Annotated in this window: 23 protein-coding genes and 1 pseudogene; 3 read left to right on the forward strand and 21 right to left on the reverse strand. The window is 66.9% G+C overall.

Annotated features, from left to right (window positions below; genetic code table 11):
- Positions 1–4: 4 nt before the first annotated feature.
- From QNO00_RS15170 to QNO00_RS15215, 10 genes are all read right to left on the reverse strand, one after another.
- Entirely contained in the window at positions 5–1,984 is a 1,980-nt protein-coding gene (locus QNO00_RS15170; RefSeq protein ID WP_284025107.1) for an NHL domain-containing thioredoxin family protein, read from the reverse strand.
- Entirely contained in the window at positions 1,984–4,011 is a 2,028-nt protein-coding gene (locus QNO00_RS15175; protein ID WP_284025214.1) for a bifunctional copper resistance protein CopD/cytochrome c oxidase assembly protein, read from the reverse strand. The genes QNO00_RS15170 and QNO00_RS15175 overlap by 1 nt, the downstream gene beginning before the upstream one ends.
- 219 nt (positions 4,012–4,230) lie before the next feature.
- Positions 4,231–4,518, reverse strand: a complete 288-nt coding sequence (locus QNO00_RS15180) for an HU family DNA-binding protein (protein ID WP_104053170.1) — start codon at positions 4,516–4,518, stop codon at positions 4,231–4,233.
- A 480-nt stretch (positions 4,519–4,998) separates the two neighbouring features.
- On the reverse strand, positions 4,999–5,304 hold the full coding sequence (rpsN, locus tag QNO00_RS15185) for a 30S ribosomal protein S14 (protein ID WP_104053171.1): 306 nt from the start codon (positions 5,302–5,304) through the stop codon (positions 4,999–5,001).
- 2 nt (positions 5,305–5,306) lie between these two features.
- A complete protein-coding gene (gene rpmG, locus QNO00_RS15190; protein ID WP_013602737.1) occupies positions 5,307–5,474 on the reverse strand; it encodes a 50S ribosomal protein L33 in 168 nt (55 codons plus the stop codon).
- The gene (rpmB, locus tag QNO00_RS15195) at positions 5,474–5,710 is read right to left on the reverse strand and encodes a 50S ribosomal protein L28 (RefSeq protein WP_284025108.1); all 237 of its coding nucleotides are present in this window, start codon (positions 5,708–5,710) and stop codon (positions 5,474–5,476) included. The genes rpmG and rpmB overlap by 1 nt, the downstream gene beginning before the upstream one ends.
- Before the next feature lie 393 nt (positions 5,711–6,103).
- Positions 6,104–7,231, reverse strand: a complete 1,128-nt coding sequence (locus tag QNO00_RS15200; RefSeq protein WP_284025109.1) for a glucose-1-phosphate adenylyltransferase family protein — start codon at positions 7,229–7,231, stop codon at positions 6,104–6,106.
- 88 nt (positions 7,232–7,319) lie between these two features.
- Positions 7,320–7,820 (reverse strand): MarR family winged helix-turn-helix transcriptional regulator, encoded by a 501-nt coding sequence (locus QNO00_RS15205; protein ID WP_229966181.1) that lies wholly within the window; start codon positions 7,818–7,820, stop codon positions 7,320–7,322.
- Between the two features lie 67 nt (positions 7,821–7,887).
- Entirely contained in the window at positions 7,888–9,399 is a 1,512-nt protein-coding gene (locus tag QNO00_RS15210; RefSeq protein ID WP_229966182.1) for an MFS transporter, read from the reverse strand.
- Between the two features lie 267 nt (positions 9,400–9,666).
- Positions 9,667–10,446 (reverse strand): SGNH/GDSL hydrolase family protein, encoded by a 780-nt coding sequence (locus QNO00_RS15215; RefSeq protein ID WP_229966183.1) that lies wholly within the window; start codon positions 10,444–10,446, stop codon positions 9,667–9,669.
- A 129-nt stretch (positions 10,447–10,575) separates the two neighbouring features.
- Between QNO00_RS15215 and QNO00_RS15220 the strand changes: the two genes are divergently transcribed.
- On the forward strand, positions 10,576–11,544 hold the full coding sequence (locus QNO00_RS15220; RefSeq protein WP_229966184.1) for a diacylglycerol/lipid kinase family protein: 969 nt from the start codon (positions 10,576–10,578) through the stop codon (positions 11,542–11,544).
- A gap of 30 nt (positions 11,545–11,574) precedes the next feature.
- Here the strand turns inward: QNO00_RS15220 and QNO00_RS15225 are convergent, their stop codons facing one another.
- From QNO00_RS15225 to QNO00_RS15250, 6 genes and pseudogenes are all read right to left on the reverse strand, one after another.
- Complete coding sequence (locus QNO00_RS15225; RefSeq protein ID WP_284025110.1) at positions 11,575–12,528, reverse strand: M23 family metallopeptidase; 954 nt, start codon at positions 12,526–12,528, stop codon at positions 11,575–11,577.
- 218 nt (positions 12,529–12,746) lie between these two features.
- Positions 12,747–13,820, reverse strand: a complete 1,074-nt coding sequence (locus QNO00_RS15230; protein ID WP_442860506.1) for a siderophore-interacting protein — start codon at positions 13,818–13,820, stop codon at positions 12,747–12,749.
- 161 nt (positions 13,821–13,981) lie between these two features.
- A pseudogene (locus QNO00_RS15235) lies at positions 13,982–14,833 on the reverse strand (ABC transporter ATP-binding protein); the annotation flags it as partial.
- A 1-nt stretch (position 14,834) separates the two neighbouring features.
- The gene (locus tag QNO00_RS15240) at positions 14,835–15,848 is read right to left on the reverse strand and encodes a FecCD family ABC transporter permease (protein WP_442860519.1); all 1,014 of its coding nucleotides are present in this window, start codon (positions 15,846–15,848) and stop codon (positions 14,835–14,837) included.
- 80 nt (positions 15,849–15,928) lie between these two features.
- Positions 15,929–17,053, reverse strand: coding sequence for a FecCD family ABC transporter permease (locus tag QNO00_RS15245; RefSeq protein WP_502863429.1), 1,125 nt, complete (start codon positions 17,051–17,053; stop codon positions 15,929–15,931).
- A 122-nt stretch (positions 17,054–17,175) separates the two neighbouring features.
- Positions 17,176–18,249: a glutathione S-transferase family protein gene (locus tag QNO00_RS15250; protein WP_284025111.1), complete on the reverse strand. Its 1,074-nt coding sequence runs from the start codon at positions 18,247–18,249 to the stop codon at positions 17,176–17,178.
- A 244-nt stretch (positions 18,250–18,493) separates the two neighbouring features.
- Between QNO00_RS15250 and QNO00_RS15255 the strand changes: the two genes are divergently transcribed.
- Entirely contained in the window at positions 18,494–19,531 is a 1,038-nt protein-coding gene (locus tag QNO00_RS15255) for an NAD-dependent epimerase/dehydratase family protein (protein ID WP_229966188.1), read from the forward strand.
- Here the strand turns inward: QNO00_RS15255 and QNO00_RS15260 are convergent.
- Positions 19,497–20,525, reverse strand: coding sequence for an NAD(P)/FAD-dependent oxidoreductase (locus QNO00_RS15260; RefSeq protein ID WP_229966189.1), 1,029 nt, complete (start codon positions 20,523–20,525; stop codon positions 19,497–19,499). The genes QNO00_RS15255 and QNO00_RS15260 overlap by 35 nt on opposite strands.
- Positions 20,526–20,589: 64 nt before the next feature.
- Here QNO00_RS15260 and QNO00_RS15265 point away from each other — a divergent pair, with 64 nt between their 5' ends.
- Positions 20,590–21,906 carry an APC family permease gene (locus QNO00_RS15265; RefSeq protein WP_284025112.1) on the forward strand — a complete coding sequence of 439 codons (1,317 nt, stop codon included), beginning with the start codon at positions 20,590–20,592 and terminating at the stop codon, positions 21,904–21,906.
- Between the two features lie 100 nt (positions 21,907–22,006).
- Here the strand turns inward: QNO00_RS15265 and QNO00_RS15270 are convergent, their stop codons facing one another.
- The 4 genes from QNO00_RS15270 to QNO00_RS15285 form a co-directional block, all read right to left on the reverse strand.
- Entirely contained in the window at positions 22,007–23,089 is a 1,083-nt protein-coding gene (locus QNO00_RS15270; protein ID WP_229966191.1) for a YihY/virulence factor BrkB family protein, read from the reverse strand.
- A 103-nt stretch (positions 23,090–23,192) separates the two neighbouring features.
- A complete protein-coding gene (locus QNO00_RS15275; protein ID WP_229966192.1) occupies positions 23,193–23,504 on the reverse strand; it encodes a PRC-barrel domain-containing protein in 312 nt (103 codons plus the stop codon).
- 152 nt (positions 23,505–23,656) lie between these two features.
- The gene (locus tag QNO00_RS15280; RefSeq protein ID WP_284025113.1) at positions 23,657–24,871 is read right to left on the reverse strand and encodes a mechanosensitive ion channel family protein; all 1,215 of its coding nucleotides are present in this window, start codon (positions 24,869–24,871) and stop codon (positions 23,657–23,659) included.
- Between the two features lie 153 nt (positions 24,872–25,024).
- Positions 25,025–26,077: an ABC transporter substrate-binding protein gene (locus tag QNO00_RS15285; RefSeq protein WP_229966194.1), complete on the reverse strand. Its 1,053-nt coding sequence runs from the start codon at positions 26,075–26,077 to the stop codon at positions 25,025–25,027.
- Positions 26,078–26,303: the final 226 nt, after the last annotated feature.

The raw sequence follows: 26,303 nt of genomic DNA on the forward strand, positions 1-26,303 counted from the left end.
GCGGCTAGTCCAGGCCGCGCAGGTCCAGTGTCAGCGCGGTGTCGCCGCCGGCGTCGATCGTCACCGGAATGCCCCAGTCCTGCTGGTACAGGTGGCAGGCAGCGTGGTCCGGGATCTCGCCGCCGGGTTCGCCGTCGCAGGCAGCCGCGCGGGCGGTGATGTGCAGGACGCCGCCGCCGACGGAGTCCGACAGCACCAGCTTCCGGGTCAGGCCGGTGGAGGTGCCCCCGCCGGAGACCAGCAGCTCCTCCGGGGAGGATGAGATCTTCAACTGGGTCGGGTCACCCCAGCGGTCGTCGAGCTTCTGCCCCTTGGGTGCGGCGAACCGCACGGACAGGCCCACCGGGCCCGCGGCCATCGGGCTGGCCGGGCGCTGCGTCTGCCGGGCGCCTTCATCCACCGACTGCGCCTCCTTGGGGATGGGCAGCCGGATCAGTTCGTGCTTGTTGGCCTCCACAACGATCAGCAGCGGCTCACCGGCGGTGGTGGTGTCGACCAGGACGTCGGAGGGCTCGGAGAGTCCGCGGGCCAGGGTGGACACCGTGTTGGTGACCGGATCGTAGCGGCGGACCGCCCCGTTGTACGTATCGGCGACCGCCACGGAGCCGTCCGGCAGCACCGCCACGCCCAGCGGGTGCTGCAGCCGCGCCTCGCCGGCCGCGCCGTCCCGGAAACCGAAGTCGAACAGCCCGGCGCCGACGGCGGTGTCCACCGACACCGCCGTCCCGCCGTCGTCCGCGGTGAAGGAGAGCCGGCGCAGTGCCGAGGTCTCCGAATCGGCTACCCAGATGCTGCCGGCGGCGTCCTCGGCCAGCCCGGAGGACTGCGCAAACCAGGCGCGGTCGCCGGGGCCGTCCAGCAGGCCTTCCAGTCCGGTGCCGGCCAGGATGTCCACCGCACCGGTGAGCGGGTCGAAGGTGAAGATCTGGTGGGTGCCGGCCATGGCCACCACGAGGCGTCCCAGGGTTCGGGACCAGGTGAGGTCCCACGGCGAGGAGAGCGAGACGTTCAGGGGATCGGTGCCGAGGCTGGCTTCCGTCAGGGAGGGCCCGAAGCCGCTGGCGTCCGCTGTGCGGGATTCCGAGGGGTGGTCCTCCCCGGGAACCCGCTTGGTCTGGTTTCCGGCGTCCAGGAGCCGCTGAACACCGTTTCCGGCAACCGTGGTCACGGTTCCGGAGGCCAGGGCCACTCCGCGCAGGCGGTGGTTGACGGTGTCCGCCACGACGACGTCGTACCCCGCCGCTTCGGCGACCGCGGCGGGAAGCACTGCCACGCCCTGCGGTTCGTTGAAGCGGGCGGTGCCGGCGCTGCCGTCCCGCCAGCCCTTGCTGCCCTCGCCGATGACGCGGCGCACAGTGGCGAGGTCGGCCTCGAGCTCCACCAGGCGGTGGTGCCCGGTATCGGCGACCAGGAAGGTGCCCTCGGGCAGCGCAACGGCCTTGCCCGGGAAGCGCAGGTTGCCGGCGGTGGGCTCGGCCGGAACATACGGGCCGTCGCCGCGGTGCAGCGTGCCCTTGGCTTCGTGCTCGGCCACGAGTTCGCTGATCAGCGAGTCCAGGCCGGCGGCATGGCCTTCGCCGGAGAGGTTGGCCACGATGTAGCCCTCGGGGTCCAGGACCACCAGGGTCGGCCAGGCGCGGGCGGCGTAGGCCTGCCAGGTGGTCAGTTCCGGGTCATCCAGGACGGGATGGTGAATTTCGTAGCGCTCCACGGCCGCGGCCAGGGCCACGGGATCCGCCTCATGCTCAAACTTGGGCGAATGCACGCCCACCGTGACCAGCACGTCGGAGTATTTCTCTTCCAGCGGGCGCAGCTCATCCAGGACATGCAGGCAGTTGATGCAGCAGAAGGTCCAGAAATCCAGGAGCACAATCTTGCCGCGCAGGTCTTCGAGGCCCAGCTGGCGGCCGCCGGTGTTGAGCCAGTTGCGGCCCTCCAGTTCGGAGGCCCGCACCCGGTACCCGGCGCGCACGGTTTCAGTCATTAACGATCTCCTTCAGGGCTGCTGGCATCCCGCTTGGCCAGATTGGCGAACATGTTGTTGTAAGCGGCCAGCTCGGCCTCATTATTCCGCTCGGCGGCCCGGTCCTTGCGCCGTGTTTCGCGGGCGTCGGTCCGTGACCACTGCAGCGCCACGCCAATGGCCACCATTACGGTGGGAATTTCGCCGACCCCCCACATGATGGATCCGCCCAGCTGCTGGTCGGCGAGGGCGGAGAGCCCCCACTCCCGGCCCATGTTTCCGAAGTAGGACGCCTGGATCAGCGAGGTGCCGCCCATCACTGCCACCCCGAAGAATGCGTGGAACGCCATGGTGGCGAGCAGGATCACCAGGCGCAGCGGATACGGTGCCCGGTACGGCAGCGGGTCGATGCCGATCATCGTCAGGACGAAGATGTAGCCGGTCAGCAGGAAGTGCACGATCATCAGCTCGTGGCCCACGTGCTGGCGCAGGGCAAAGCCGAACAGTTCCGAGTAGTAGAACACCACGATGGATCCGGCGAAGTTGACCGCGGCGAAGATCGGGTGGGTGACCAGCTTCGAGAACCACGAGTGCACGCCCACCAGGATCCATTCCCGGATGCCGCGGGTGCCGTCGCCGCGCGGCGTCAGGGCCTTCAGCGCCAGCGTCACCGGTGCGCCGAGGACCAGGAACAGGGGAACCACCATGGTCAGGGTCATGTGGCCGAGCATGTGGGTGCTGAAGAGGACCATGCCGTACACCGCAGGTGCGCCCGAGGTGACGTAGGTCAGCAGGGCCAGTCCCGCCAGCCAGCACAGGGTCCGGACCAGTGACCATTTGTCTCCGCGGCGGCGGACCTTGACCACGCCGCGGAGGTAGGTGATGGCGAGGACGGCCACGATGGCCACCCAGAGCCAGTCGAACCGCCATTCCGTGAGGTAGCGCTCGAGGGTCAGCTCCGGCGGCAGGTCGTAGCCCGTCAGGATGCGCGCGGGCGAGGCGTCGGGCGGCAGCTCCTCGGGCCGGGGGGTGGCGGTGCGGCCCAGCGCCACGGCCACGCCGGAGACGGCGCCCATGATCAGCAGTTCGACGGCGATGAGCTGCCAGAGGATGCGGTTGGCGCTCTTCTGCCGGGGACCGCCCTGCTCGCTGGAGCCGGCCGCCGAGCCCGGCACCTTGGCCGGCAGCTGCGGAATGATCCAGCGGCGGTGCAGGAAACCGATGACGCCGAGGAGCAGGGTCGCGGACGCCTTGAAGATCACCAGCGTGCCCCAGTCGGAGTTCAGCTGGGCGAAGGAGGTGATCCGCAGGGAAGCGTTGACGACGCCGGACAGGAACACCAGTGCGAAGGCGAAGCCGGCCAGTGCGGAATAGCGCCGCAGCACCAGGCCCGTGATGGGGCCCAGCTGGCGGGACACCACGGCCAGGACGATGAGTCCGCCGATCCACAGGCAGACGCCCGCCAGGTGCAGGCCGATCGAGTTGACGGCGGCACTGTGGTCGTCGCCGCCGGCGGAGTGGCCCACCAGGGCGATGGGGACAATGGCTCCGGCGGCCAGCACAGTGGTCGCGGCCAGGGTGTTCAGGGAGCGGATTCCGAAGGCCAGGGTGGTCACCACTGCGGCGATAATGCTCACGGCCAGCCAGGCGCGTCCGGCGGAGAAATCGGTGACGAAGGCGCCCAGCCCCTGCGTGTAGCTCGGATCTGAGCTCAGCGGCAGCCCGGACACATCCGAGTAGGTGAAGAGCAGCACGGCGACGGCGGACAGGGTCCAGACCGCTGATGCCGCGCCGGCGAGGGCAAGGGCCCGGGAGAAGGCCGGATGTTCGGGTTCACCGGCCTCGACCCTGCGGCCCCGCTTCAGCTTCAGGGATTTGGGGAGGATGGCCACCGAGAAGACGAGGGACCCGATTACCGCGGCCATGGCTCCGTTGTGGAGGGCCTTTGCAACGGGCAGCGCCCACCGGGTAAGGGCGCCGGGGTCGGAAAGCTGCTGGGCGGCGGCGGCACCGGAGAAGATCAGGGCTCCGGTGAGGGCCGTGAGCATGACGGCGACGGCGGCGATCAGCCAGCCGTTCCGGAGGGCCGGGTCAGCCGGTGATCCGCCGGGGACGGGGCGGGAGTCGCTTCCCGTCCGGCCGGCGTCGGTAGCGGTGTTGGCAGTTTTAGGCACGGTACCTATTCTCTACCCACGGTAGAAATTTGGGCTAATTGCACAAAAAAGACCGGCGCCTTTCGGCGCCGGCCCTTGCCTCGTTCGAGGAGATTACTTCTTGGTGGAGACGGCAGCCTTCAGCTTGGAGCCCGCGGTCAGCTTGACGCTGTGGCCTGCGGGGATCTGAATGGTTTCGCCGGTCTGCGGGTTGCGGCCGGTGCGGGCGGCACGGTCGGTGCGCTCAACGGCAAGCCAGCCCGGGATGGTGATCTTTTCACCGTTGGCAACAGAGGTTGCGAAGATGTCGAAGACAGCGTCAAGAACGCCGTTCACTGCGGTCTGGCTGTTGCCGGACTTCTCTGCGACTGCTGCAACAAGCTCACTGCGGTTCATAGCCAATTTATGTCCTCCTGGACTAGGGGTTAGCTCGAGCGGATCACGGATGCGAAACCGCCACTGTTGGAAAACTTACCAGCCCGACACCGAAAATCAGGCAAAATCCGCTGTTTTTAGCGGTTTTTTCCGCTCTCAGCCCAGAAAACGGTGCCATTTCCGCCTTCGGACCTCTTAGGCTTAATCCCCGCAACGGCGCGGATTCCCGCCCGCGCATCCTCCCCGCCGGATCCCCCGCCGGATCCCCCGCCGCCGCACCCCGGACCGCCGCCGTCGTCGGAGCCGCACTGGTTCCCAACCCGTGGTGCCTCCCGGGGCAAACGGGGTCCCGGGAGGCAACAGGTGCCCCAGAGAGTGGGAACCGGTGTCCGCCGTCCCCGGACCCAGCAGCCAGCGGAGCCGCGTCCCGAACAGGCGGTTGCCGGGCAGCAAAAAGGGCGGCAACCCGAAGGTTGCCGCCCTTTTCACAGCTCAGTTAAGCGATGCTTACCAGCTGGACTTCTTGACGCCCGGCAGTTCGCCTGCGTGGGCCATGTTGCGGAAACGGACGCGCGAGATACCGAACTTCTGGAGGGTACCGCGGGGGCGGCCGTCGATCTGGTCGCGGTTGCGAAGGCGGACCGGCGAGGCGTTGCGCGGAAGCTTCTGCAGGCCGAGGCGTGCAGCTTCGCGGGCTTCGTCGGTGGCGTTCGGATCCACCAGGGTCTTCTTCAGTTCGAGGCGCTTTGCAGCGTAGCGCTCAACAATGACCTTACGCTGCTCATTGCGGGCAATCTTTGACTTCTTTGCCATGTTTAGCGCTCCTCACGGAATTCGACGTGCTGGCGGATCTTCGGGTCGTACTTCTTCAGAACCATGCGGTCCGGGTCGTTACGACGGTTCTTGCGGGTCACATACGTGTACCCGGTGCCGGCGGTCGACTTCAGCTTGATGATCGGACGTACGTCCTTGTCCTTAGCCACTAGAGCTTCACACCCTTCGAGATAAGGTCAGTGACGACGGCGTCGATACCGCGCACGTCGATCGTCTTGATCCCGCGGGCCGAAACCTGCAGCGTCACGTTGCGGCGCAGGGACGGAACCCAGTAGCGCTTCTTCTGAATATTCGGGTCGAACCGGCGCTTGTTGCGGCGGTGCGAGTGCGAAATGCTGTGACCAAAGCCGGGAATGGCTCCGGTTACCTGGCAGTATGCTGCCATGATCTCTCTCCTCCAGTTGTAGTAAATATGACGGTCCTCAAAAAACAGACACAGGGCGTTTGCCTAAGCACCTGCCATAAAGAGCGTCCCGCCACCAGTTTTGACACCGTTATTACTGCGACTTTCCGGAGGTGAACCTGGCGGGGTGAGATCCAGCCGAAGTGCCTCGCCGCGGGGAAGACGGTGAAGTTCAGGAAGCCAAGCAGTATCTGCCGGGACAGCCTTCAATTCTAGGTTTATACGGGTGGCCGCGCAAATGTCCGTCCGACCGCATGGAAGCGGGACCGGTGGACACAGGCGCAACTTAACGCCTCTCTATCCTAGGGGCAACCCGGCTTTCATTCAAACCAGCGGGACACCCTATCCGGTTAACGTGCCTGAGCTCACTGGCGGTCAGGACGACGGCGGCGCGTCGACGGCGCCGTCTGCGCCCACGACCACCACACCGGCGTCCGGATCCAGCTGTGCCCCGTCCAGTTCCGTGCCGCCGCCAATCACCGCGTCTGCATCCACGATGGCGTTCCGGAGCCGGGCTCCGGAGCTGATCCGCACATCGCCGAGGATCACGCAGGAATCAACCTCGGCACCCGCTTCGATGACGGTGCCCGGCCCGATCACGCTGCGGTGCACGGCGCCTTCCACGCGCGAGCCCGGGGCGAGCAGGCTGGCGGAAACGCGGGCCCCCTCCCCGACGTAGCCGGGCAGCAGCCGGGGAGCTGCGCTGAGGATGGGCCACTGCGGGTCATCAAAGGCCAGGCCGCGGCCGTCTATGAGGTCCATGTGGCCCTGGTGGTAGCTGCGCGGAGTTCCCATGTCCCGCCAGTAGCCCTCGAGCCGGTGCTCGGCAACCTTTTCGGTCTGCACCAGGTACGGGATCAACTGGTCGCCGTAGTCGTCGAGCCGGCCTTCCTTTTCCACCAGCTCATCCATGGCAGTGAGCAGGACGTCGGCGTCGTAGAGGAAAATTTCAGCGGCCACTCGGTCCGTCTTCGGCCGCTTCGGCTTGTACTCGAAGCCGGTCACCGCGCCGCCCTCGGCTTCGACCACGCCGTGGTCCGAGGGATTGTTCCGGATCTTCGTGGTCACCACCGTGAGCGCGGCGTTGGCCGCCTGATGCGTGGCCACTACGTCGCGGTAGTCCAGCCGGTACAGGTGGTCGGCGCTGAGCACCATTACCAGGTCGGGATCGTATTCGCGGATGTAGTCGGCCTGCTTGTACAGGGCGTCTGCGTTGCCTTCAGCGAAGCCCTCGCCCTCGCCGCCCTGGTAGGGCGGAAGCACCCGCAGGCCGCCGTTGGTTCGGTCCAGGTCCCAGGGACGCCCGCTGACGAGATGGTCATTGAGGGACTTGGGCTTGTACTGCTCCACGATCCAGACATCCGAGAAACCGCTGTTGTGGAGGTTGGACAGCGGCACGTCGATGAGCCGGTAGGATCCCGCCACCGGCATGGCCGGCTTGGCCCGGTGCTCGGTGAGCGCGCCGAGCCTGCCGCCCGCTCCGCCGGCAAGAATAATTGTCAAAATCCGTGATGCCTGCATGGAAAAGTGCCTCTCGCTTGGGACGAAAGTGGGTTTTCAAGTGTTTCCTACGCTGGCAGGAATCCCCACGTCATGTCTGGTCGTTTTCCAGAATGCTGTTGCCCGGCTCGATCCGGGCCAGAATTTTGCGCCCCACCCGTTCCAGGTCCTCGACGTCGCGGGCATCAAGCCCGTCGAACACCAGGTCCCGCACGGATCGGACGTGATCCGGAGCCAGCCCTTCGAGGGCGGCCAGTCCTTCGTCGGTGAGCGCCGCGGTGGTCACGCGGGCGTCATCCGGAGACGGGGAGCGTTCCATCCAGCCCCGGTTCTCCAGCTTTTTTACCACATGGGACAGCCGGGAGAGGGAGGCGTTGGACCGTGCCGCCAGTTCGCTCATCGGCAGTGCGCGGCCGGGAGCCTCGGAAGCCATCGCCAGCACGTGATAGTCAAAGAGGGTTATCCGCGCCCTGCGAAACAGGTCGGCATCCAGAGTGGGGGTAAGCCGCGTGGCAACGGCATACAGGGCCAGCCAGGCCCGCCGTTCATCGGGACTCAGCCACCGGGGGGCTGGTGCAGCAAGTTCACTCATGCGTCCATTCTCCCATGGTTGGTTGAGCCTTCAATGATCGGCGGGCCGGCTGTCGACTGCTTGCTGCTTACTGCTTGGTGCTGCCGTCTGCTTCAGCCGTCTCCGTGGCGAAGGGCAGGGAGTCGACGTCGAGCCGGGGGTTCTCGTCCTGGGTGGCCACCAGTTCGTGGGCTTCCTCGGCGGTGTCGACGCTGGGCATGGAGCCCGGCATGGGCCGGTTGGCCGATTCCTTCATGATGAACACGGCCACGGCGCCGACGACGGAGGTCGCCATCAGCCAGAAGGCCGGCATCATGTCGTTGTCAGTGAGGTTGATCAGACCCTGCATGATCAACGGCGCGGTGCCGCCGAAGATGGCCACGGCAAAGTTGTACGAAATGCCCATGGCCCCGTAGCGGCTGGCCGTGGTGAACAGGGCCGGAAGCGCGGAGGCCAGGTTGGACACGTACAGCGTGACGGGCAGGGCGAGCAGGATCAGGCCCAGCAGCGTGGACCAGACCGGACCCATGCCGATCAGCAGGAACGCCGGAACGGCCAGGACGATGGTGAAACCGGCGCCCATCAGCAGGACCGGGCGGCGGCCGATGCGGTCCGAGAGCTTTCCGGCCAGCGGGATGCACAGTGCCATCAGCACCAGGACCGGAATGGTCAGCAGCGTGCCGTGCAGGGCGTCATAGCCCATGGAATCCGTCAGGTACGACGGCATGTAGGACGTCAGCGTGTATCCGACGGTGTTTGCTGCGGCCACCAGGACCATGGCGACGAGGATCGGACGCCAGTAGAGGCCGATCATGGCCAGGGTGCCGGGAGGCGTGGCGGACTCGTCGGGGTGGTCTGACGCGGCGTTTTCCTCCTGGGCATCCAGGGTGGCCTGGAACGCCGGTGATTCTTCGATCTTCAAGCGGAAGTAGATCGCGATCATGCCGAGCGGACCGGCGATCAGGAACGGAATGCGCCAGCCCCAGTCCAGCATGGTTTCGGCGCTCAGCGTCAGCTGCATGATGGAGACCACGCCTGCACCAAGGGCGAAGCCCATGTAGCTGCCCAGATCCAGGATGCTGGAGAGGAAGCCGCGGCGCTTGTCCGAGGCGTACTCGGTCACAAAGGTGGTGGCACCGGCATACTCGCCGCCGGTGGAGAACCCCTGGATGAGTTTCATCAGCACCAGGAGGACCGGAGCCCACATGCCGATGGTGTCGTAGCCGGGCAGCAGCCCGATGACGAAGGTCGAGGCGGCCATCAGGATCAGCGTGGTGGCCAGGGTCTTCTGGCGGCCCATGCGGTCGCCGATGCGGCCGAAGACGATGCCGCCCAAGGGGCGGGCAAGGAAGGTTGCAGCGAAGACACCCAGGCTGAAGATCAGCTGAGCGGAGGCGTCGGCCTCTGAGAGGAATACAGCACCCATGGTGACGGCCAGATAGCCGTAGACACCGATGTCAAACCATTCCATGGTGTTGCCGACGACGGTTCCGCCGACGGCCTTTTTCATCATTGATTTGTCGACGACGTTCACGTCATCGACACGAAGGCGCCGGCGCCTCAGGGCGGGGCGGCGCAAAAGCGGTGCATCTTTAGGCATGTTGGCTTATCTTTCCTAGAAGTCAGCTGCGTGTATCGGAAGCAACCGGCCAGACGCCGCAATAGGCGCCGGGCAGAGCATCAAGTTTAGGAAAAACACCCCCGCTTGCCGAATTGCGGGGCAGCCTGGCTCCGTTTCAGGGGCACCGCGCGCGGCTGAATCCGCGCCACCATAAGAACTACAGCGGCGATTGTGAAACATCTCACGGGAACGCCTTTTTGGCCGTATTTTCCGCCGGAAAGCCTCGGTACAGGTGGTTTCCGGGCATCAGATCCCGGCAGGAGCCTCGATGCGCACCGGGACCGGGTACTTCGCGGTGAGCTTGTCGCCGGAGGAGATCCCCCGCAGCCGGCGCCCGACCCACGGCCCCAGGTATTCCCGCGCCCACTGGGCATCCCGCCGCAGCTGCTCGGCCCGGGTCCGGGCAGGCAGGGCCTCCAGCTCCGGCAGGTCGATGGCATCCGTGCGGCGCAGGACTTCCAGGACCCTCTTTGCCATAAGCATGTGTCCGGCAGGCGACATGTGCAGCCGGTCGATGTCCCAGTAGCGCTCGTCCTGGAGTTCCTTCATCCGCCAGTAGTCCACCAGTTCGGCGCCGTGGCGGTCGGCGGACTCCCGCACCAGCTCGTTGTAGAGGGCGGTGCGGCCGCGGGTGGCGCTGAACACGGGAGCCTGGCCGGAGTCGAAGCCGGTGAACACCAGCACGGCGGCACCCGAGGCACACAGCTTGGCGATGCCGGCGTCGTACGCGTCCACCAGCGCATCGATGTCCACCTTCGGGCGCAGGATGTCGTTGCCGCCGGCGTAGATGGTGATCAGGGTAGGTTCCAGCGCGATCGCGGCGTCCACCTGCTCCGCCAGCACCTGGTGCAGTTTCTTGCCCCGGATCGCCAGGTTGGCGTAGCCCCAGGAACCTTCGGCAAGGATCAGCTGTTCGGCCACACGGTCCGCCCAGCCCCGGACGCCGTTGGGCCGGGAATCGTCCCAGTCCCCCACGCCTTCGGTAAAGGAATCGCCCAGAGCCACATAACGAGAAGTAAAAGTCACTCCCACAGGTTACAAGTCCTCCGTTCCGGTTGCCGCACCGGGCGCCGCAGCGCCCGTCGGCGGATTAGACTCGACACAAGCCCACATGCCGCACGCCCGTACCATCCCGCTGCAATCAAAAAGGACCCCATGGCCAGCTCAGCCAGCTCAGCCGCCGGAACGCGCCAGCGCGCCGCCGTCATTGTGAACCCCATCAAGAAAACCGACTATGACATCCGTGCCTTGGTCAACGGGATTTGCCGGGACGAAGGCTGGGAGGAGCCGATGTGGCTGGAAACCGCCGAGGACGATCCCGGCCGCGGCATGGCCCGTGAGGCGCTGGAGGCCGGGGTGGACCTGGTGATCGCTGCCGGCGGTGACGGCACGGTGCGCTGCGTCGCCGCCGAACTGGCCGGCACGGACACCCCGCTCGGCCTGCTTCCGCTGGGAACCGGAAACCTCCTGGCCCGGAACCTGGACATTGCCGTCGATGATCCGGAGGGTGCCGTCACCGCCGCCCTCACGGGCACCGACCGCGCCATCGACGTCGTCCGCGTCATCCTGGACCGGGAACTGAAAGGCGACGTTTTCCTGGTCATGGCCGGCCTCGGCTACGACGCGGCCCTGATGGGCGACACGAACGACACCCTCAAGGACCGCGTGGGCTGGCTGGCCTATGTCGACGCCGGCGTCCGGAATCTTCCCGGCAAGCCGGTCAAGAGCACCATCCGGCTGGACGGCGGCAAGGAAATCTCGGGCCATCCCCGCAGCGTGATGGGCGGGAACTGCGGAAAGATCGTGGGCGGCTTGGAGATTTTCCCCGGCGCCCGCATCGACGACGGGCTGCTGGACATCATGACCATGTCCCCCAAGGGCCGGTTCGGCTGGCTCAGCGTTGTCAAAGGCCTGCTGCGCCGCGGAAAGGGAAGCACCTCCGTGGACTACTACCAGTGCAAGGAAGCCGAAATCTTCACCGAGGTTCCGCAGGAATTCGAGGTCGACGGCGACCATCTGGGCACGGCATCCCACGTCGCGTTCCGGGTGGACCCGGGTTCCCTGCGGGTCCGGATGCCGCACGGGAAGAAGGACCCGGCGATCCTCACGGATCCCCGGGTCTAGGTACTCCGGAGCTCCAGCCCCGGGCAGGGGCTAGAGCCCCAGCAGGGGCGCCGGATCCACGTACTCACCGTTCCGCATCATCTCGAAGTGCAGGTGCGGGCCGGTGGAGTTTCCGGTGCTGCCGACGGTACCGATCATTTCGCCGGCGCCCACCACCTGGCCCACATCGACCAGGATCTCGTTCAGGTGGTTGTAGGTGGTCTCGGTGCCGTCGCCGTGGTCCACCACGATGCGCAGGCCACCGTACTGGTGGTATTCGGCGTAGGTCACGGTGCCCGGGAGGACAGACTTCACCGGGGTCCCCGTGGTGGCGCCGAAGTCCATGCCGTTGTGGAGCTCCGAGGAACCGGCGGGCAGCAGCGGATTCACATTCGTCCGCCAGCCGTACGGACAGGTCACCCGCACGTCGTCCACGGGTACCACGGGCCCGGTTTCCTCAACGACCGGCTCGGGTGCGGGCTCCTCCGCGGGTGCGGGCTCCTCGGCCGGGGGCTCTTCAGCGGGTGCGGCTTCCCCCACGGGTGCCGGTGCCTCGCCGCCGTCGGCAGGAGGTTCGCCGCCGTCGGCAGGAGGTTCGCCTCCGTCGGCCGCGCCCTGGGCTTCCGGATTCCCCTCACCCTCGCCGTCGAGGGTCGGATCCATCTCGGAGACAGCCACGGTGCGCTCCACATCGGCCGGCTGCGCGGCCTGGGCGGTTCCGACGACGACGGAGCCCAGGGCCAGCGCCGCACCGGCACTGATGGCACCGGTCTTGCGGAGCGGGGTGGACAGCCAGTCCCGGTTGGTCAGCCAATCCCGGTTCAGGGCTCCGGCCTTGACCGCCGGGGGGAGCTTCGCGGGCAGGCGCTTTGTGAAGGTGGTCACTGCCGGGGGAAGCTCTTCGGGAAGGTGCTTTTCGACTGTCGACTTCAGTTCCAGCCCCGGGGGCCGGTCATCGGTGGCCCAGTTCAGGAGCCGGGTCTTGAGTTCGGAAAAGTATCGCATGGTCTCTGTTGAGATATTCGTAATTCATCACCTCTGTGCGATTCTCGGCAGAAAGGTATTGAACAATGAACCTCTTGGAGCACGGGGAGGGCAGGCTGCGCCTCAACCCAATATCCACTTTACCGGCGAAGAACTTTCGGCGGCCACAGAATGTGACCAACCCCAACATGCCCTGCGCCCGGCGCCTCAGGACCGGCGCCGGGTCGGCGGTCGGACGGTTAGAGTTCGGCCCGGCCGCTGCGCCAGTAGCCCATGAAGGCCACCTGCTTGCGGTCGATTCCGGCTTCGCTGACCAGGTACCGGCGCAGCCCGCGGACCACTGCCGCCTCGCCGGCGATCCACGCGTAGAACGGCAGGGCACCGGAAGGCGTGAGCGGGTTCGGCGTGGCCTTCACTGCGGCCGCGGTGAGCCGCTGCGGGGTCTCCCAGAGGATGGCTTCGTCCACGTTGACGTCCTCGATCTCCTGCCGCGCGATTTCCTGCCGCGGCGGGACCGGCGCCCCCTCCACCGAGGCCCAGCCGGGAAGCGCGACGGCGTTGCGGACAGCTGCTTCCAGGAGCTCGCCGTGGGGGCGGGCGCCGCGGGACAGCCAGGTGACCTGAACTGAGGAATCGGTCACGACCGGCTGCATGTCGGAGTCGGCGGGCACCTCCAGCAGTGCATGCCCGGTGATGTCAGCGGGCAGGGATTCCAGGATGGCCGTGATGGCGGGGACTGCCGTTTCATCACCGGCCAGCAGGATGTGCCGCGCCATTCCCGGACGCCACTCAATTCCGCCGTAGCTCTCCGCGGTGATGCAATGGGCGGCGTTCGGGCCGATGATGCTCACCTTGTCACCGGGCTGCGCTGCAGCAGCCCAGCTGGAGGCGGGCCCGCCCTTGCCCTGCTCGTCGAAATGCAGGACGAAATCGACGTCGATCTCCGGATCCGCGCCGACGCAGCGTGCCGCACGGACCGTGTAGGTGCGCATGGAACCGCGCACACCGGCGTCCAGCTGCAGCCAGTTGCGGTACCAGCTGGTGTCGCTGCAGTCGAATTCCGGAACGGCGATCGGCTGGCCGGCTGCGTCGACGGAGGGCACAACAACCTTGATCCGCAGGTCGTGGGTCTGCCCCTGAACGCCGAACTCGGCCAGGCAGGGACCGGCAAAGGTGATCCGCTGGAAGTTGCCGCTCAGCCGCTGTACCCGCCTCACCTCAACGTCGAAGCACATCACCGCTCCGGCGCTGGAGGCACGGCGTGCCTTGCGGGGTGCGGCTGTTGCTCCGGTGCGGGTACTGACTTGCGTCATGATGCTGCCTCCAGGCGGGTTTCGGTGTCGGATGCGCTGCGGATGTCGTGCGGATTGGGCAGGTAGCCCACAGGGCCGGCAGCGCGCCCCTTCTCCGATGGAGCTTGCTCGTGCGGTTCCTTCTCCTGTTGTTCCTTCTCCTGCGGTTCCTTCTCCGGCTGTTCCTTCTCCGCTGGAGCCTGGTGATGCCGCCCCAAAGGAACCACCATAGGCGTCCCGGACACAGGATCGGTGATGACGCGGGATTCAAGACCAAATACGTCATGCACGAGGTCTTCCGTGACGACGTCTGCCGGGGCGCCCTGGGCGGCGATCGCTCCGGCTTTCATCGCAATCAAATGGTCAGCATAGCGGGCGGCCAGGTTAAGGTCGTGCAGCACGATTGCCACCGTGGTGCCGGACCGGCGGTTGAGGTCGGTGATCAGGTCCAGCACCTCGATCTGGTGCGTGACGTCCAGGAATGTCGTGGGCTCATCCAGCAGCAGGACCTCCGTCTCCTGGGCCAGGGCCATGGCAATCCAGACGCGCTGGCGCTGGCCGCCGGAGAGCTCGTCGACGTTCCGTTCGGCCAGGTCCAGGGTGCCGGTCGCTTCCAGCGCGGCGGCAACGGCGTCGTCGTCGGCCTGCGTCCACTGGCGGAACCAGCCCTGATGCGGGTACCGGCCGCGGCCCACGAGGTCGGCGACGGTGATGCCGTCCGGCGCGGTGGGGGTCTGGGGCAGCAGCCCCAGGATCCGGGCCACCTCACGCGCGGGGCGGGAGGAGATGTCCCGGCCGCCGAGCAGCACCGTTCCGCGGGTCGGTTTGAGCAGCCGGGCCAGGCCGCGCAGCAGCGTCGACTTGCCGCAGGCATTGGCGCCGACAATCATCGTGATCCGGCCGGCCGGCAGCGTGACGGACAGCCCGTCGACCACGGTGCGCTCCCCGTAGGCGAGCACCACGTCCTGGGCGCTCAGGGCGTTCAGGTCTTGCCCGTCCTGGACATCCCGCTGGTTTTGGAAATGGGAACCCATCTCAGCCTCCTCGGCCTACACGGTTGGAAGTGACCAGCAGCCACAGCAGGAACGGAGCGCCCAGGGCGCCGGTGACCACGCCCACCGGCAGGGACACTCCGGGCACCAGATTGGCACCGGCAAAATCAGCGGCCAGCACGATCACTGATCCCACCAGTGCCGAGGCCGCCAGGGACTGGCGGCCGCCCAGCAGGCGGCGGGCTATGGGCCCGGAGAGGAAGGCGATAAAGGATACCGGGCCGGCGGCGGCGGTGGCGACGGCGGCCAGGGCCACACCGGTGACGAGCAGGCCCAGCCGGGACGCTTCCACCCGCAGGCCCAGTCCGGCGGCGGTGTCATCGCCGAGTTCGAGCCCGCGCAGCTGCCGGGCGAGCACCGCGGTGACCGGCAGCAGGACCAGCAGGGCGACGGCGAGGGCTCCGGCGCGGTCCCAGCTGGCGGAATTCAGGGAGCCGTTCAGCCACACCAGCGCCTGCGAGGCCGTGCGGACATCGGTGCGGGTCATCAGGAACATGACAACTGCCTGCATCACTGCGGCAAACCCGATGCCCACCAGGATGAGCCGGTATCCGGCCGCTCCCCCCTGCCGGGAGAGCAGATAGATGGCCAGGGCCACGATTAGCGCGCCGGCCAGCGCAGCCAGGGAAACCGTGGTTCCCCGCGCCCCGAAGACCACAATCCCGACGACCGCGCTGGCGCTGGCGCCGTAACTGATGCCGATGATGTCCGGGCTGGCCAGCGGGTTGCGCAGCATGGTCTGGAAGACGCTGCCGGCGATCCCCAGCGCGGCACCGACCAGGGTGCCGATGACGGCCCGCGGCAGCTTGCTTTCCATCACGATGTAGGTGGCGCCCGGAATCTGTTCTCCGCCCAGGATCCGGAAAAAATCGGGGATGGTTACGGTGTAGGTGCCCAGCAGGATGCTCACGGCGAAGAGGACGACGACGGCGCCGGCCAGGGCCGCGGTCACCGTGCGGAGGCGGCGGGCGGACCTGCGGCGGGCCGCCCGGATCACTGCGCCGCCGGATTCCGGCGGCACGGAGCCGCTCCCGGAGGCGCTCCCGGAGCGGGCGGATGAGCGGTCCAGCAGCGCGCTCACAGCTGCGCCTGCTTCCGGCGCCGAACCAGCCAGATAAACACCGGTGCGCCGATCACTGCCGTCATGACGCCAACGGGAATTTCTCCCGGCGGCAGGGCCAGTCGCCCGGCAACGTCGGCGACGATCAGCAGGACCGGGGCCAGGACCAGGGAGAACGGGAGGATCCATCGGTAATCGGGGCCGGTCAGGGAGCGCACCATGTGCGGGATGACCAGGCCCACAAAGCCGATCGGACCCGCGGCGGCGGTGGCGGCGCCGCACAGCAGCACCACTCCCAGGGCTGTGATCCCCCGGCTGAGCCCCACCCGCTGGCCCAGCCCGCGGGCCAGGTCATCGCCCAGGGACAGCCCGTTCAGCGCGCGGCCGGCGCCCAGGGTGATGACGGCGCCGACGGCCAGGAACGGCAGCACGGCTGTGATCACGTCCCAGCCGCGGCCCGCGACGCTGCCCACCTGCCAGAACCGGAAGATGTCGAAGGTCTGCTGGCTGGAGACCAGCAGGGCGCTCATCAGCGAACTGAGCCCGGCGGAGAGGGCGGCGCCGGCCAGGGCCAGCTTCACCGGGGTGGCACCTTCGCGGCCCAGGCTGGCCACCGTGTAGACCACGACGGCGGCGAGCGCGGCTCCGGCCAGGGCAAACCAGATATAGCCGGCAAACGCGGTTACACCGAAGCCGTAAATGCCCAGGACAACGAAGAACGCGGCTCCGGCGTTGACGCCCAGGATTCCGGGATCCGCCAGGGGGTTGCGGGCCACGCCCTGCATCGCGGCTCCCGCGAGTCCCAGCGCGCCGCCAGCCAGCAGCCCCAGAACGGTGCGCGGAATGCGGGACACCACCACTGCGTGGTCCCCGTTCCCCGGGTCATAGGCGGTCAGTGCCTGAAAGACGGTCTCCAAGGACAGCGCCCGTGCACCAAAGGCCACCGACGCAAGGCAGGCCAACGCCAGCCCGGCGATCGAGGCGGCAAGCAGGACGCCCCGGCGCGCGGCCGGATGTGCGCCGGTTCGCGGCGCCGGCTGCGGCGCCGGGTGCGGGCCGGACTGCGCTGCCGGACTGACGGTTTGAGCTGCCGGACCGACGGGGTGAGGTGCCGGTGCGGGGCGGCTGATCTTCACGCCCACGGCGGCACCTCCTTCAAGACGGAATAATCTTAAGTAAGGCTAACCTACAGTTCGGGCGCTTATGAAACATTTCCATGCCCTGTTAACCGGCAATTTGGAAAACTACGCGGGGCCGTGAGGATTCATGCGGACGGCTGCTGCCGGCCCTCCGGGCCCGCAGCCACTTCTTCCCCCGCCCGGACCGGGCCCGGAGCAGTTCCGTCGCCGAACGGGCGGCCGCCCAGCCGCTCCCGGCCGTGCCCGGTGAGCCAGCCGGAGAGTTCCGGCCCCTTGGGGACGATTCCGGTGGGGTTAATGTCCTCATGAACGATGTAGTAGTGCGCCTTGATCTGCTCAAAATCGACGGTGTCCCCGAAGCCGGGCGTCTGGAACAGGTCCCGGGCGTACCCCCAGAGGTTGGGCATTTCCGTGAGCTTGTTCCGGTTGCATTTGAAGTGGCCGTGGTAGACCGGATCAAAACGGACCAGCGTCGTGAACAGGCGGACATCAGCCTCGGTGATGGTGTCGCCAACCAGATAGCGCTGCCGGGACAGCCGATCCTCCAGCCAGTCCATCGCCGCCCACAGCCGGTCGTACGCGGCGTTGTAGGCATCCTGCGAGCCGGCGAATCCGCAGCGGTAGACGCCGTTGTTGACCTCGGTGAAGATCCGCTTGTTGACGGCGCGCATTTCCTCCAGGTGTTCCGCCGGCAGCAGGTCCGGTGCGCCGTCGCGGTGGAGGTCCTTCCACTGCGTCGAGAAGTCCTCAGTGATCTGCGGAAAGTCATTGGTCACGACGGCGCCGCTGGGAATGTCCACGATCGCGGGAACGGTGATGCCGCGGCTGTAGCCGGGCGTGCGCCGGAAGAAGGCTTCCTGCAAGCGTTCAATGCCCAGGACGGGGTCCCTGCCGTCGGGATCCAGGTCGAAGGTCCAGCTGCGGGCGTCGTGGGTGGGCCCGGGCGTGCCCAGCGAAATGGCGTCCTCCAGCCCCAGCAGCCGCCGCACGATGATGGCCCGGTTTGCCCAGGGGCAGGCGCGTGCCGCGATAAGCCGGTACCGTCCGGCCTCCACCGGATAACCGTCGGCACCGTCGCGGGTGATGCGCGTTTCAATGTAGTTGGTGTCCCGGGTGTATTCCGCACCCCCGGTGACATACGCCCCGCGCGTGCTGAAGCCGGCGCCGTCGTTCTGCTCTGTTCCAGTTCGCTCGGCCATGGCGCTCCCCGTTCTCATGGAATTCAGTCGTGTGTAAAGCTCTCGCGTCCACACTATCCGCTTATCCGCCGCCCCCGGCTTTTCGATGTGTTCCGGCACACGGCTGGGCCGCCGCGCTGCGCCACCCTGCTCCAGCGCCGCTCCCGCCGGTAGAGTCGAAGGAACGACACGCCTGCTTACCCATGACCACCAACAGCCGGAGAATCCGCGGTACGGAATCTGCGGCGGGGAAGGACCCAGCCAGATGCGAGTAGCTGTTATCGGAGCAACCGGAAACGTCGGCACAGCAGTGCTGCGCCGACTGGCCCAGGCGCGCAGCGAACGTCCGGATGGCCTGGAAATTGTGGGTATCGCCCGGCGTTTGCCGGACCCTTCCGTCGCGCCGTACGACGGCGTCTCTTGGCACAGTATCGACATCGCCACCGGCGAGGGCCGGGAAAAACTGACGGAGGCGCTCCGGGGCGCGGACGCCGTCGTCCACCTGGCCTGGGCCCTGCAGCCAAACCATGACGAAGCCGAGCTGCACCGCATCAATGTGCACGGCACCGAAAATGCCCTGGCCGCAGCCGCGGCGGCGGGAGTGCGCCAATTTGTCTGCGCGTCGTCCGTGGGCGCCTACTCACCCGCGCCGAAGGACCGGCTCACCGACGAGTCCTGGCCGGCGCGCGGCATAGCCAGTTCCCACTACAGCCGGCACAAGGGCGAGCAGGAAGCGCTGCTGGACAAGTTCGAGCGCGAGTATCCGGAGATCCCGGTGGCGCGCCTGCGGCAGGGGCTGGTTTTCTCCTCGAGCGCCGGAACCGAGATCGGCAACTACTTCCTGGGACCGCTGTTTCCCAAGGCCATCCTGAACAAGCTGAGCCTGCCGCTGATTCCGCTGCCGAAGGAGTTCTCCTTCCAGATTGTCCACGCTGATGACATGGCCGATGCCTATTGGCGGGTGCTGGACCAGCGCGCGGAGGGGCCCTTCAACATTGCCGCCGAGCCGGTGATCACCCCGGAGCTGCTGGCGGGCGCACTCGGCGCCCGGCGCCTGCTGACCATTCCGGTGAAGCTGGTGCGGGCCGTCGTGGGCCTCACCTGGGCGGCACGCCTGCAGCGCACCGATCCGGGTTGGATCGACATGGCAGCCGGGTCTCCGATCATGGACACCTCCCGGGCACGCGAGCTGCTGGGCTGGGCTCCGCGCAAGACCTCCGTCGAGTCGCTGAAGCTCATCCTGGACGGAATGTCGGAAGGCGACGGCGTCAGCGGCTCGCCGCTGCTGGCTCCGCGGCGCTGACCGGCGCCGCGGCGGCGGCAGGTTCTCCGGCTGCCCGGCTTTCCGCCGCGCGGACGGCCGCGGCAATGTCTTCCTCCAGCAATTCCGCATTCAGGGCCACGGCGAGGCGGTAGGCGTCGCCGGCGGCGGCCACCACCTGGCTGGAGGGGTCGGTGACGTTGCCGACCGCCCAGACCCTGTCCGCTCCGGTGCGGCCCTCGGCATCAGTTTCGATGCAGCCGTCCGCGTCCCGGCGGCAGCCCGGAGTGCCGGCGAGCCTCGGATCAACGCTGGCACCCGGCTCGCAGAACACCGCCCGGCAGGGCACCAGCCGGCCGTCCGCCAGCACCACAGCTGACAGCGCATCATCCGCGGTCTGCAGCCGGACAGCCGTTCCCGACACCACCTGAACCCCCATGGCAGCCAGCGAACGGGCATCCTCCGCGGAAAGCTCCATTTCTTCCGCCAGGATCAAGGTCACGTCACGGGAGAAACTGCGCACCAGGATGGCCTGCTGAACCGAACTTTGAGCGGTTCCGAGCACTGCCAGGGGCCGGTCCGCAACCTCCCAGCCGTGGCAGTACGGGCACTGGAGCAGGTCCCTGCCCCAGCGCTCCTCCGCGCCGGCGACGTCGGGCAGCACGTCCCGCAGACCCGAGGCGATCACCACGTGCCGGCCGTGCAGCAGCCTGCCGTCGGCCAGTCGCACGGTGCGGCCGTCACCGTTCCCCGGCCGCCCATCTCCCAGATGCGCCACCTCGCCGTCGATGAGTTCGACGTCGTACCGCTCCAGATCGGACCGGCACAAATCCAGGAGTTCCATCGGCGCGATGCCGTCGCGCGAGGGGAAACCGTGGACGTGGCCGGCCGGAGCGTTGCGCGGACGGCCGGCATCAATTACGGCGACCCGGCGGCGGGCCCGGCCAAGCACCGTTGCGGCGCTCAGACCGGCGATCCCGCCGCCGACGATCACCACGTCGCAGCGGGCGGGCAGGGAATGTGGAACAGAAGTCATGGAATATTTTTACCCTATATTTGCCGATCGTCAGCACACTTATGATTGGCCTACACTTTTCGTCATGGACAACAGCCCGCAGGTGGCGCCCGCCTCAAAACTCAAGCAGGGGATCACCGGTCCCATGCTGTACCTTTTCATCCTCGGCGACGTGCTCGGGGCCGGTATTTACGCGCTGGTCGGTGAAGTGTCCGGCGAAGTCGGCGGCGCCATCTGGGTGCCGCTGGCCGTCGCCCTGCTGCTGGCCCTGCTCACGGCGAGCTCCTATGCGGAGCTGGTTACCAAGTATCCCAAGGCCGGCGGGGCGGCCGTGTTTGCGGAGCGCGCCTTCAAACGCCCGATCATCTCCTTCATGGTGGGGTTCTGCATGCTCGCCGCGGGAGTGACCAGCGCCGCCGGCCTGTCCCTCGCTTTTACCGGCGACTACCTTGCTTCGTTCGTGGACGTCCCGCCGGGGCCGGCGGCGATCGTGTTCCTGCTTCTGGTGGCGCTGCTCAATGCCCGGGGCATCTCGGAGTCGGTGCGCAGCAACGTGGTCATGACGGTCATCGAAGTCTCCGGCCTGGTGCTGGTGATTGTGCTGGTGGCGGTCATGGTCGGCCAGGGAAACGGCCACCCGGAACAGATCACCCAGTTCCCCGCCGGGGTTAACCCGGCGACGGCGATCCTGGGTGCTTCAGTTATTGCCTACTACTCTTTCGTGGGCTTCGAGGTGTCAGCCAACGTTGCCGAAGAGGTGCGCGATGTGCAGCGCGTGTATCCGAAGGCACTCTTCGGGGCGATGCTCACGGCCGGAGTGGTGTACCTGCTGATCGGAGTTGCCGCCGCGGCAGCGCTGCCCACCGGGGACCTGGCCAACTCCAGCGGACCGCTGCTGGCCGTGGTCAGTGCCACCGGATTTGGCGTGCCGGACTGGCTGTTCAGCCTGATTGCCCTGGTGGCCGTGGCCAACGGCGCCCTGCTCACCATGATCATGTCCAGCCGGCTGACCTTCGGCATGGCTGAACAGGGGCTGCTGCCCCGCGTCTTTGGCCGGGTCCTGCCCAACCGGAAAACACCGTGGGTCGCGATCATCGCCACCACCGGCGTGGCCATGGTGCTGACTGTCACCGGCGGGCTGGAGTCCCTGGCCGAGACCGTGGTGCTGCTCCTGCTCCTGGTCTTCCTGAGCACCAACCTCTCGGTGATTGTGCTTCGGCGGGACCCCGTGGACCACAAGCATTTCCGGGCACCGCTGGTGCTGCCCTACCTGGCGATTGCATCGTGCGTGCTGCTGCTGGCCCAGCAGTCCGGGTCGGTCTGGCTGCGGGCGGGAATCCTGCTGGCGATCGGCCTGGTCCTGTATGGCGTGCGCCGCGCGGTCAAGGGCAAATTGGGCTAGACATGCAGCAGGGCGGCCCCCGAAGGAGCCGCCCTGCTGCTTGTCGATCACCTGTCGATCACCCGGAGGTCGATCCGCTGACGGTCCTCAGCGGGTGTCCTCAGCGGGTGTCGTGGAGGTCGTCGTCGTAGTCCTTGCCCGCGTGCTGCTGGCGCAGCTTCCGGCCCTGCTCAATGTCTTCTTCCTCCTGCTCCTGGCGCTTCTCCGACTGGCGGGTGTCGCGCGGAGGCAGCTGGACGGACTCCTCGGCCTGAATGCCGGCCTGCAGTTCGCGCCCCCGCTCCACCTCGGCGTCAAACTCGGCACCGAACAGCAGGGACAGGTTGGCCAGCCACAGCCACAGCAGCAGGACGATCACGCCACCAATGGCGCCGTAGGTCGCGTTGTAGTTGCCGAAGTTCGACACGTAGAAGCTGAAGCCGAAGGTCACGATCCCCAGGACGATCAGGGCAATGAAGCCCCCCATGCTCATCCAGCGGAACTTGGGCTGCTTCACGTTGGGGGTGGCGTAGTAGAGGATCGCGATCAGCAGCACGGCGAAGATCGCCATGACGGGCCATTTGGCGATGTTCCAGATGATCAGGGCTTCAGGGCCGAGGCCGATCACGTTGCCCAGGGTCTCGGCGATGGGGCCGCTGACCACCAGCATCATGAGCAGGGCCGCAACGAGGAGGATCAGCATCAGCGTGACCAGCAGCTGGGTCGGCAGCAGCTTCCAGGCCGGACGGCCTTCGTCCACCTCGTAGATGCGGTTCATCGATCGGCCGAAGGCCTTCACGTAGCCCGAGGCTGACCACAGCGCACCGGCAATACCGACAATCAGTGCGAACCCGGCAGCACCGGAGGTCGTCAGCTGGGTGATCGGGTCTTTCAGGACGTCAACGGCGCTGCCCGGGGCGAACTCTTCAAGGAATTCAAGCATCGTGTTGGTGGTGCTTTCAGCCTGCCCGATCAGGCCCAGAATCGAAACCAGGGCCAGCAGCGCCGGGAACATGGCCAGCACCGTGTAGTAGGTGAGGGCAGCGGCCAGATCGGTGCACTGGTCCTTGGAGAACTCACGAATCGTTTTGCGGAGGATGTACTTCCAGCTGGGCTTGCTGACCTGAGCCGGGGTGTCCGGCTTGCTCGCGTGGTCGGGGTCCGGTGCCGTTTGGGCCCGTGCCTCACTGTCCTGCTGCGCCATGACGGCCTCCTGGGTGCGTTGGATTACAGTATTTCATCCTATTCGTAAGGGGGCTTACCTCCAAAGGTACGCGGAGCCGACCAGCCGCAGCCCGCCCGGCAGGTCAGAACTTTTTGTAGTAGTCGGTGAGCAGCGTTTCTTCCTCCGGGCTGAGGGCACCGTCGGGATCAACAATGGGCGAGTCATCGACGGCCTGCCGGGAGTAGTTGACATAAATGTCGTCCTCATCCCGGCGCGCCCCGGCCAGCGGGACGAAATGCTGACGGGTTTCAAAAAGGCCGAGGGCAACCGTAATCCATTCCGGCGCACCGGTGGCCCGGTCCAGGTGCACCTGGCCCACCGGCCCCAGCCGTTCACCGTCCTTGGCCCACACGTTGGAGCCTTGAAGTTCGTGGATTACAAATTCGTCTGCCATCGCCGTACCCCTGTCGCTGAGTGTTCCGTGGTGAGCATTCCGTGTCCGGCAATCCGCGGCGGGCAATCCCCAATGTTCCGCGGGCCTGCTGCCAGCCAGCCAGAAAGGGATCCGCCTGTCAACGGCGGGGGAAGAAAACGACGGCGCCCGGGTTAGTCCTCGGCGGACTTTTCCTCTCTTTCGTCGAAGACCTGCTTGCCCGGACCGGCAAAGGAATGCCTGCGGTCAACGGCTGTCATGGAGCCGGTGAAGAACTGGGAGGTGCTCGTGTCTTCCGGGCTTCCGCCGGCCCCGGACCGCGGGCTGCTGTGCACTTCCGGAGACTTGGCGTGCACTTCCTCCCAGCGCTGGCGAGGCAGGGCGCCGGGGTGCCATTCCTGCAGGTAGGTCACCATCGCTTCCCGGACCAGGCAGCGCAGGTCAAAAAGCGCCCCGCTGTCAGCGGCGCTGACCAGGATGCGCACGCGCACCAGGCTGTTCACCGCATCCGTAATCTGCAGCACGCCGGTGCGTCCGTCCCACAGCTCGGTTCCGGCGAGGACTTCCTTCAGATGGGAGCGCAGATCCCCCACCGGCGCGCGCCAGTCCAGGTCCAGCTCCACAGTGCCCAGGATGTCGGACTGCTTGCGGGTCCAGTTTTCAAACGGGGTGGTCGTGAAGTAGGTCGAGGGCAGGATCAGGCGCCGGTCATCCCACAGGTGCACCACCACGTACGTCATGGTGATCTCCTCGATGGTTCCCCACTGGGTTTCCACGACAACGACGTCGTCCACCCGGATGGCGTCGGTGAAGGCCAGCTGCATGCCGGCAAACACGTTGGTCAGGGTGCTCTGCACGGCGAGACCGGCGACGATGGAGATCAGACCGGCCGAGGCGAGGATACCGGCGCCAAGTGCCCGCACTTCGGGGATGGTCAGCAGGACGCAGGCCACGGCGATGGTGACGATGACGGCCACGCCCACGCGGCGGCCCAGCATGACCTGGGTCTTCAGCCGGCGCATCCGGCGGTTGTCCTTGCTGTCCGTGGTGTACCGGCTGAGGAGCATCACCTCGATGATGAGCAGGACAACCACCGCCAGCCAGGCCAGCGAGGCGATCAGCCCCAGGGTCAGCACGTAGCTGACCGGTGCGAACCAGTCGGTGCCGGCGGCGGTGGCCGCCAGGCCGATCCGGACTCCGATCAGCGACAGCACCAGCCGCAGCGGATTGCGCGACAGGGCACTCACTTCCCGGATCCGCGGCACCCGCTTGAACATCTTGGCAGCGGATTCACGCATTATCCGGGCAAGCAGCAATGCTGCTCCCACGGCGAGCAGGACGGCGAATACAGGTTCGAGGCCGGAGGCAATACTAAGCAGGTCTTGCATCCTTTGATCGTGTCAGCTGCCCGGGGGGTCCTGTCCAATCGGGGTTTTGTCCAATCGGGGTTTTGTCCAATCGGCCCAACACACGAACCGGGAAACCCCACGGGCAAACGAAAGAACACCCCGGGTTACCCGGGGTGTTCTTAGGTGCGGAGACTACTTGGCGGCGTCGGCCGCTGCGGCTGCCTCGGCGATCATCGGCACCACGTTGTCCAGGGCATAGGGAATGCTGAGCACGTTGATGGCGGAGACGGAGAAGACACGTTCGGCATCGGAGTCAGCGACCAGGCCGCCGTTCTTGACCGCGGGGATCTGGCCGAGCAGCGGGTCAGCGGCCAGGGAATCAGCGGCTGCGTCGTCGGCTACCCAGGTGACGAAGACGTCGGAGTCCAGCTGGTTGGCGTCTTCATCGGCCCACGGGAAGTAGAACTCGCCGGCCGGTGCATTTTCGTCCACGACCGGGGCTTGGACCATGCCCAGTTCAGTGAGGAACTTGGGCCGGTTGTCCAGCGAGGTGTAGATGGACGAGGCACCCTTGGCCAGGTTGCCGTAAATGAAGGTCTTGCCTTCCAGCTCGGGATGCTCGGCAGCGGCATCCTTGATGGACTGCTCGGTGTCGGCGACCAGCTGGTCCGCTTCGTCAGCCAGGCCCAGGGCTGCGCCGGTCATCGTGGCGGTTTCCTGCCAGGAAGTGCCCCATTCAGCTTCGGGGTAGGCCACAACGGGGGCAATCTTGGAAAGCTTGTCGTAGTCCTCCTGCGCCAAGCCGGAGTACGCGGCCAGGATGACGTCGGGGTTGGTTGCCGCGATGTCGTCAAATGCGATGCCGTCAGTCTCGGAGTACTGGACCGGAGCGTTCTCGGACCCCAGCGGGGCACCCAGCTCTTCCAGCGCTTCGTCGATCCACGGCGTGGTTCCCTGCTCGTTTCCGCCGTAATCGATGGCCGGCATGCCCACCGGAACGACGCCGAGGGCAAGTGCGGTCTCCGCGTTGGCCCAGGCGACGGTGGCAACGCGCTCGGGAGCCTCCTCGATGGTTGTTTCACCGAAGACATGCTCGATGGTGACCGGGAACGAATCTGCAGCCGCAGGGGCGGAAGTGCCGCTGCCCGCCCCATCCCCTCCGGCGGAACCGGTGGAGCAGGCGGAAAGGGACAAAACGGCAACGGCGGCAACGGCCGCAGCGCGGCGCATCCGGGACAGGGCCATGGGGGCTCCTCGACTAAGGGAAAGTAGTTGTATTCAGACTGACCAGCGCCCGGCATGAACCGGACAAAAGTAAGGCTAACCTATCCTCAGGGTAATTACGCAACGTATGTCTTGCGTAATCAGTGCACCTGCCTGCTGCCGGGGCAGCTCGGGCCAGGCCGACCAGTCCGGGCCAGTCCGGGCCAGTCCCGGCCAGTCCCGGCCAGTCCGGGCCAGTCCGGGCCAG

Source organism: Arthrobacter sp. zg-Y1219, assembly GCF_030125545.1.
GTDB lineage: Bacteria > Actinomycetota > Actinomycetes > Actinomycetales > Micrococcaceae > Arthrobacter_B.

Bases quoted from the DNA above. Each gene is read 5' to 3' on its own strand.
- QNO00_RS15170 (WP_284025107.1), bottom strand. From the start codon at position 1,984: ATGACTGAAACCGTGCGCGCCGGGTACCGGGTGCGGGCCTCCGAACTG.
- QNO00_RS15175 (WP_284025214.1), bottom strand. From the start codon at position 4,011: ATGCTCACGGCCCTCACCGGAGCCCTGATCTTCTCCGGTGCCGCCGCC.
- rpsN (WP_104053171.1), bottom strand. From the start codon at position 5,304: ATGGCAAAGAAGTCAAAGATTGCCCGCAATGAGCAGCGTAAGGTCATT.
- rpmB (WP_284025108.1), bottom strand. From the start codon at position 5,710: ATGGCAGCATACTGCCAGGTAACCGGAGCCATTCCCGGCTTTGGTCAC.
- QNO00_RS15205 (WP_229966181.1), bottom strand. From the start codon at position 7,820: ATGAGTGAACTTGCTGCACCAGCCCCCCGGTGGCTGAGTCCCGATGAA.
- QNO00_RS15210 (WP_229966182.1), bottom strand. From the start codon at position 9,399: ATGCCTAAAGATGCACCGCTTTTGCGCCGCCCCGCCCTGAGGCGCCGG.
- QNO00_RS15220 (WP_229966184.1), top strand. From the start codon at position 10,576: ATGGCCAGCTCAGCCAGCTCAGCCGCCGGAACGCGCCAGCGCGCCGCC.
- QNO00_RS15225 (WP_284025110.1), bottom strand. From the start codon at position 12,528: ATGCGATACTTTTCCGAACTCAAGACCCGGCTCCTGAACTGGGCCACC.
- QNO00_RS15230 (WP_442860506.1), bottom strand. From the start codon at position 13,820: ATGACGCAAGTCAGTACCCGCACCGGAGCAACAGCCGCACCCCGCAAG.
- QNO00_RS15250 (WP_284025111.1), bottom strand. From the start codon at position 18,249: ATGGCCGAGCGAACTGGAACAGAGCAGAACGACGGCGCCGGCTTCAGC.
- QNO00_RS15255 (WP_229966188.1), top strand. From the start codon at position 18,494: ATGCGAGTAGCTGTTATCGGAGCAACCGGAAACGTCGGCACAGCAGTG.
- QNO00_RS15260 (WP_229966189.1), bottom strand. From the start codon at position 20,525: ATGACTTCTGTTCCACATTCCCTGCCCGCCCGCTGCGACGTGGTGATC.
- QNO00_RS15265 (WP_284025112.1), top strand. From the start codon at position 20,590: ATGGACAACAGCCCGCAGGTGGCGCCCGCCTCAAAACTCAAGCAGGGG.
- QNO00_RS15270 (WP_229966191.1), bottom strand. From the start codon at position 23,089: ATGGCGCAGCAGGACAGTGAGGCACGGGCCCAAACGGCACCGGACCCC.
- QNO00_RS15275 (WP_229966192.1), bottom strand. From the start codon at position 23,504: ATGGCAGACGAATTTGTAATCCACGAACTTCAAGGCTCCAACGTGTGG.
- QNO00_RS15280 (WP_284025113.1), bottom strand. From the start codon at position 24,871: ATGCAAGACCTGCTTAGTATTGCCTCCGGCCTCGAACCTGTATTCGCC.
- QNO00_RS15285 (WP_229966194.1), bottom strand. From the start codon at position 26,077: ATGGCCCTGTCCCGGATGCGCCGCGCTGCGGCCGTTGCCGCCGTTGCC.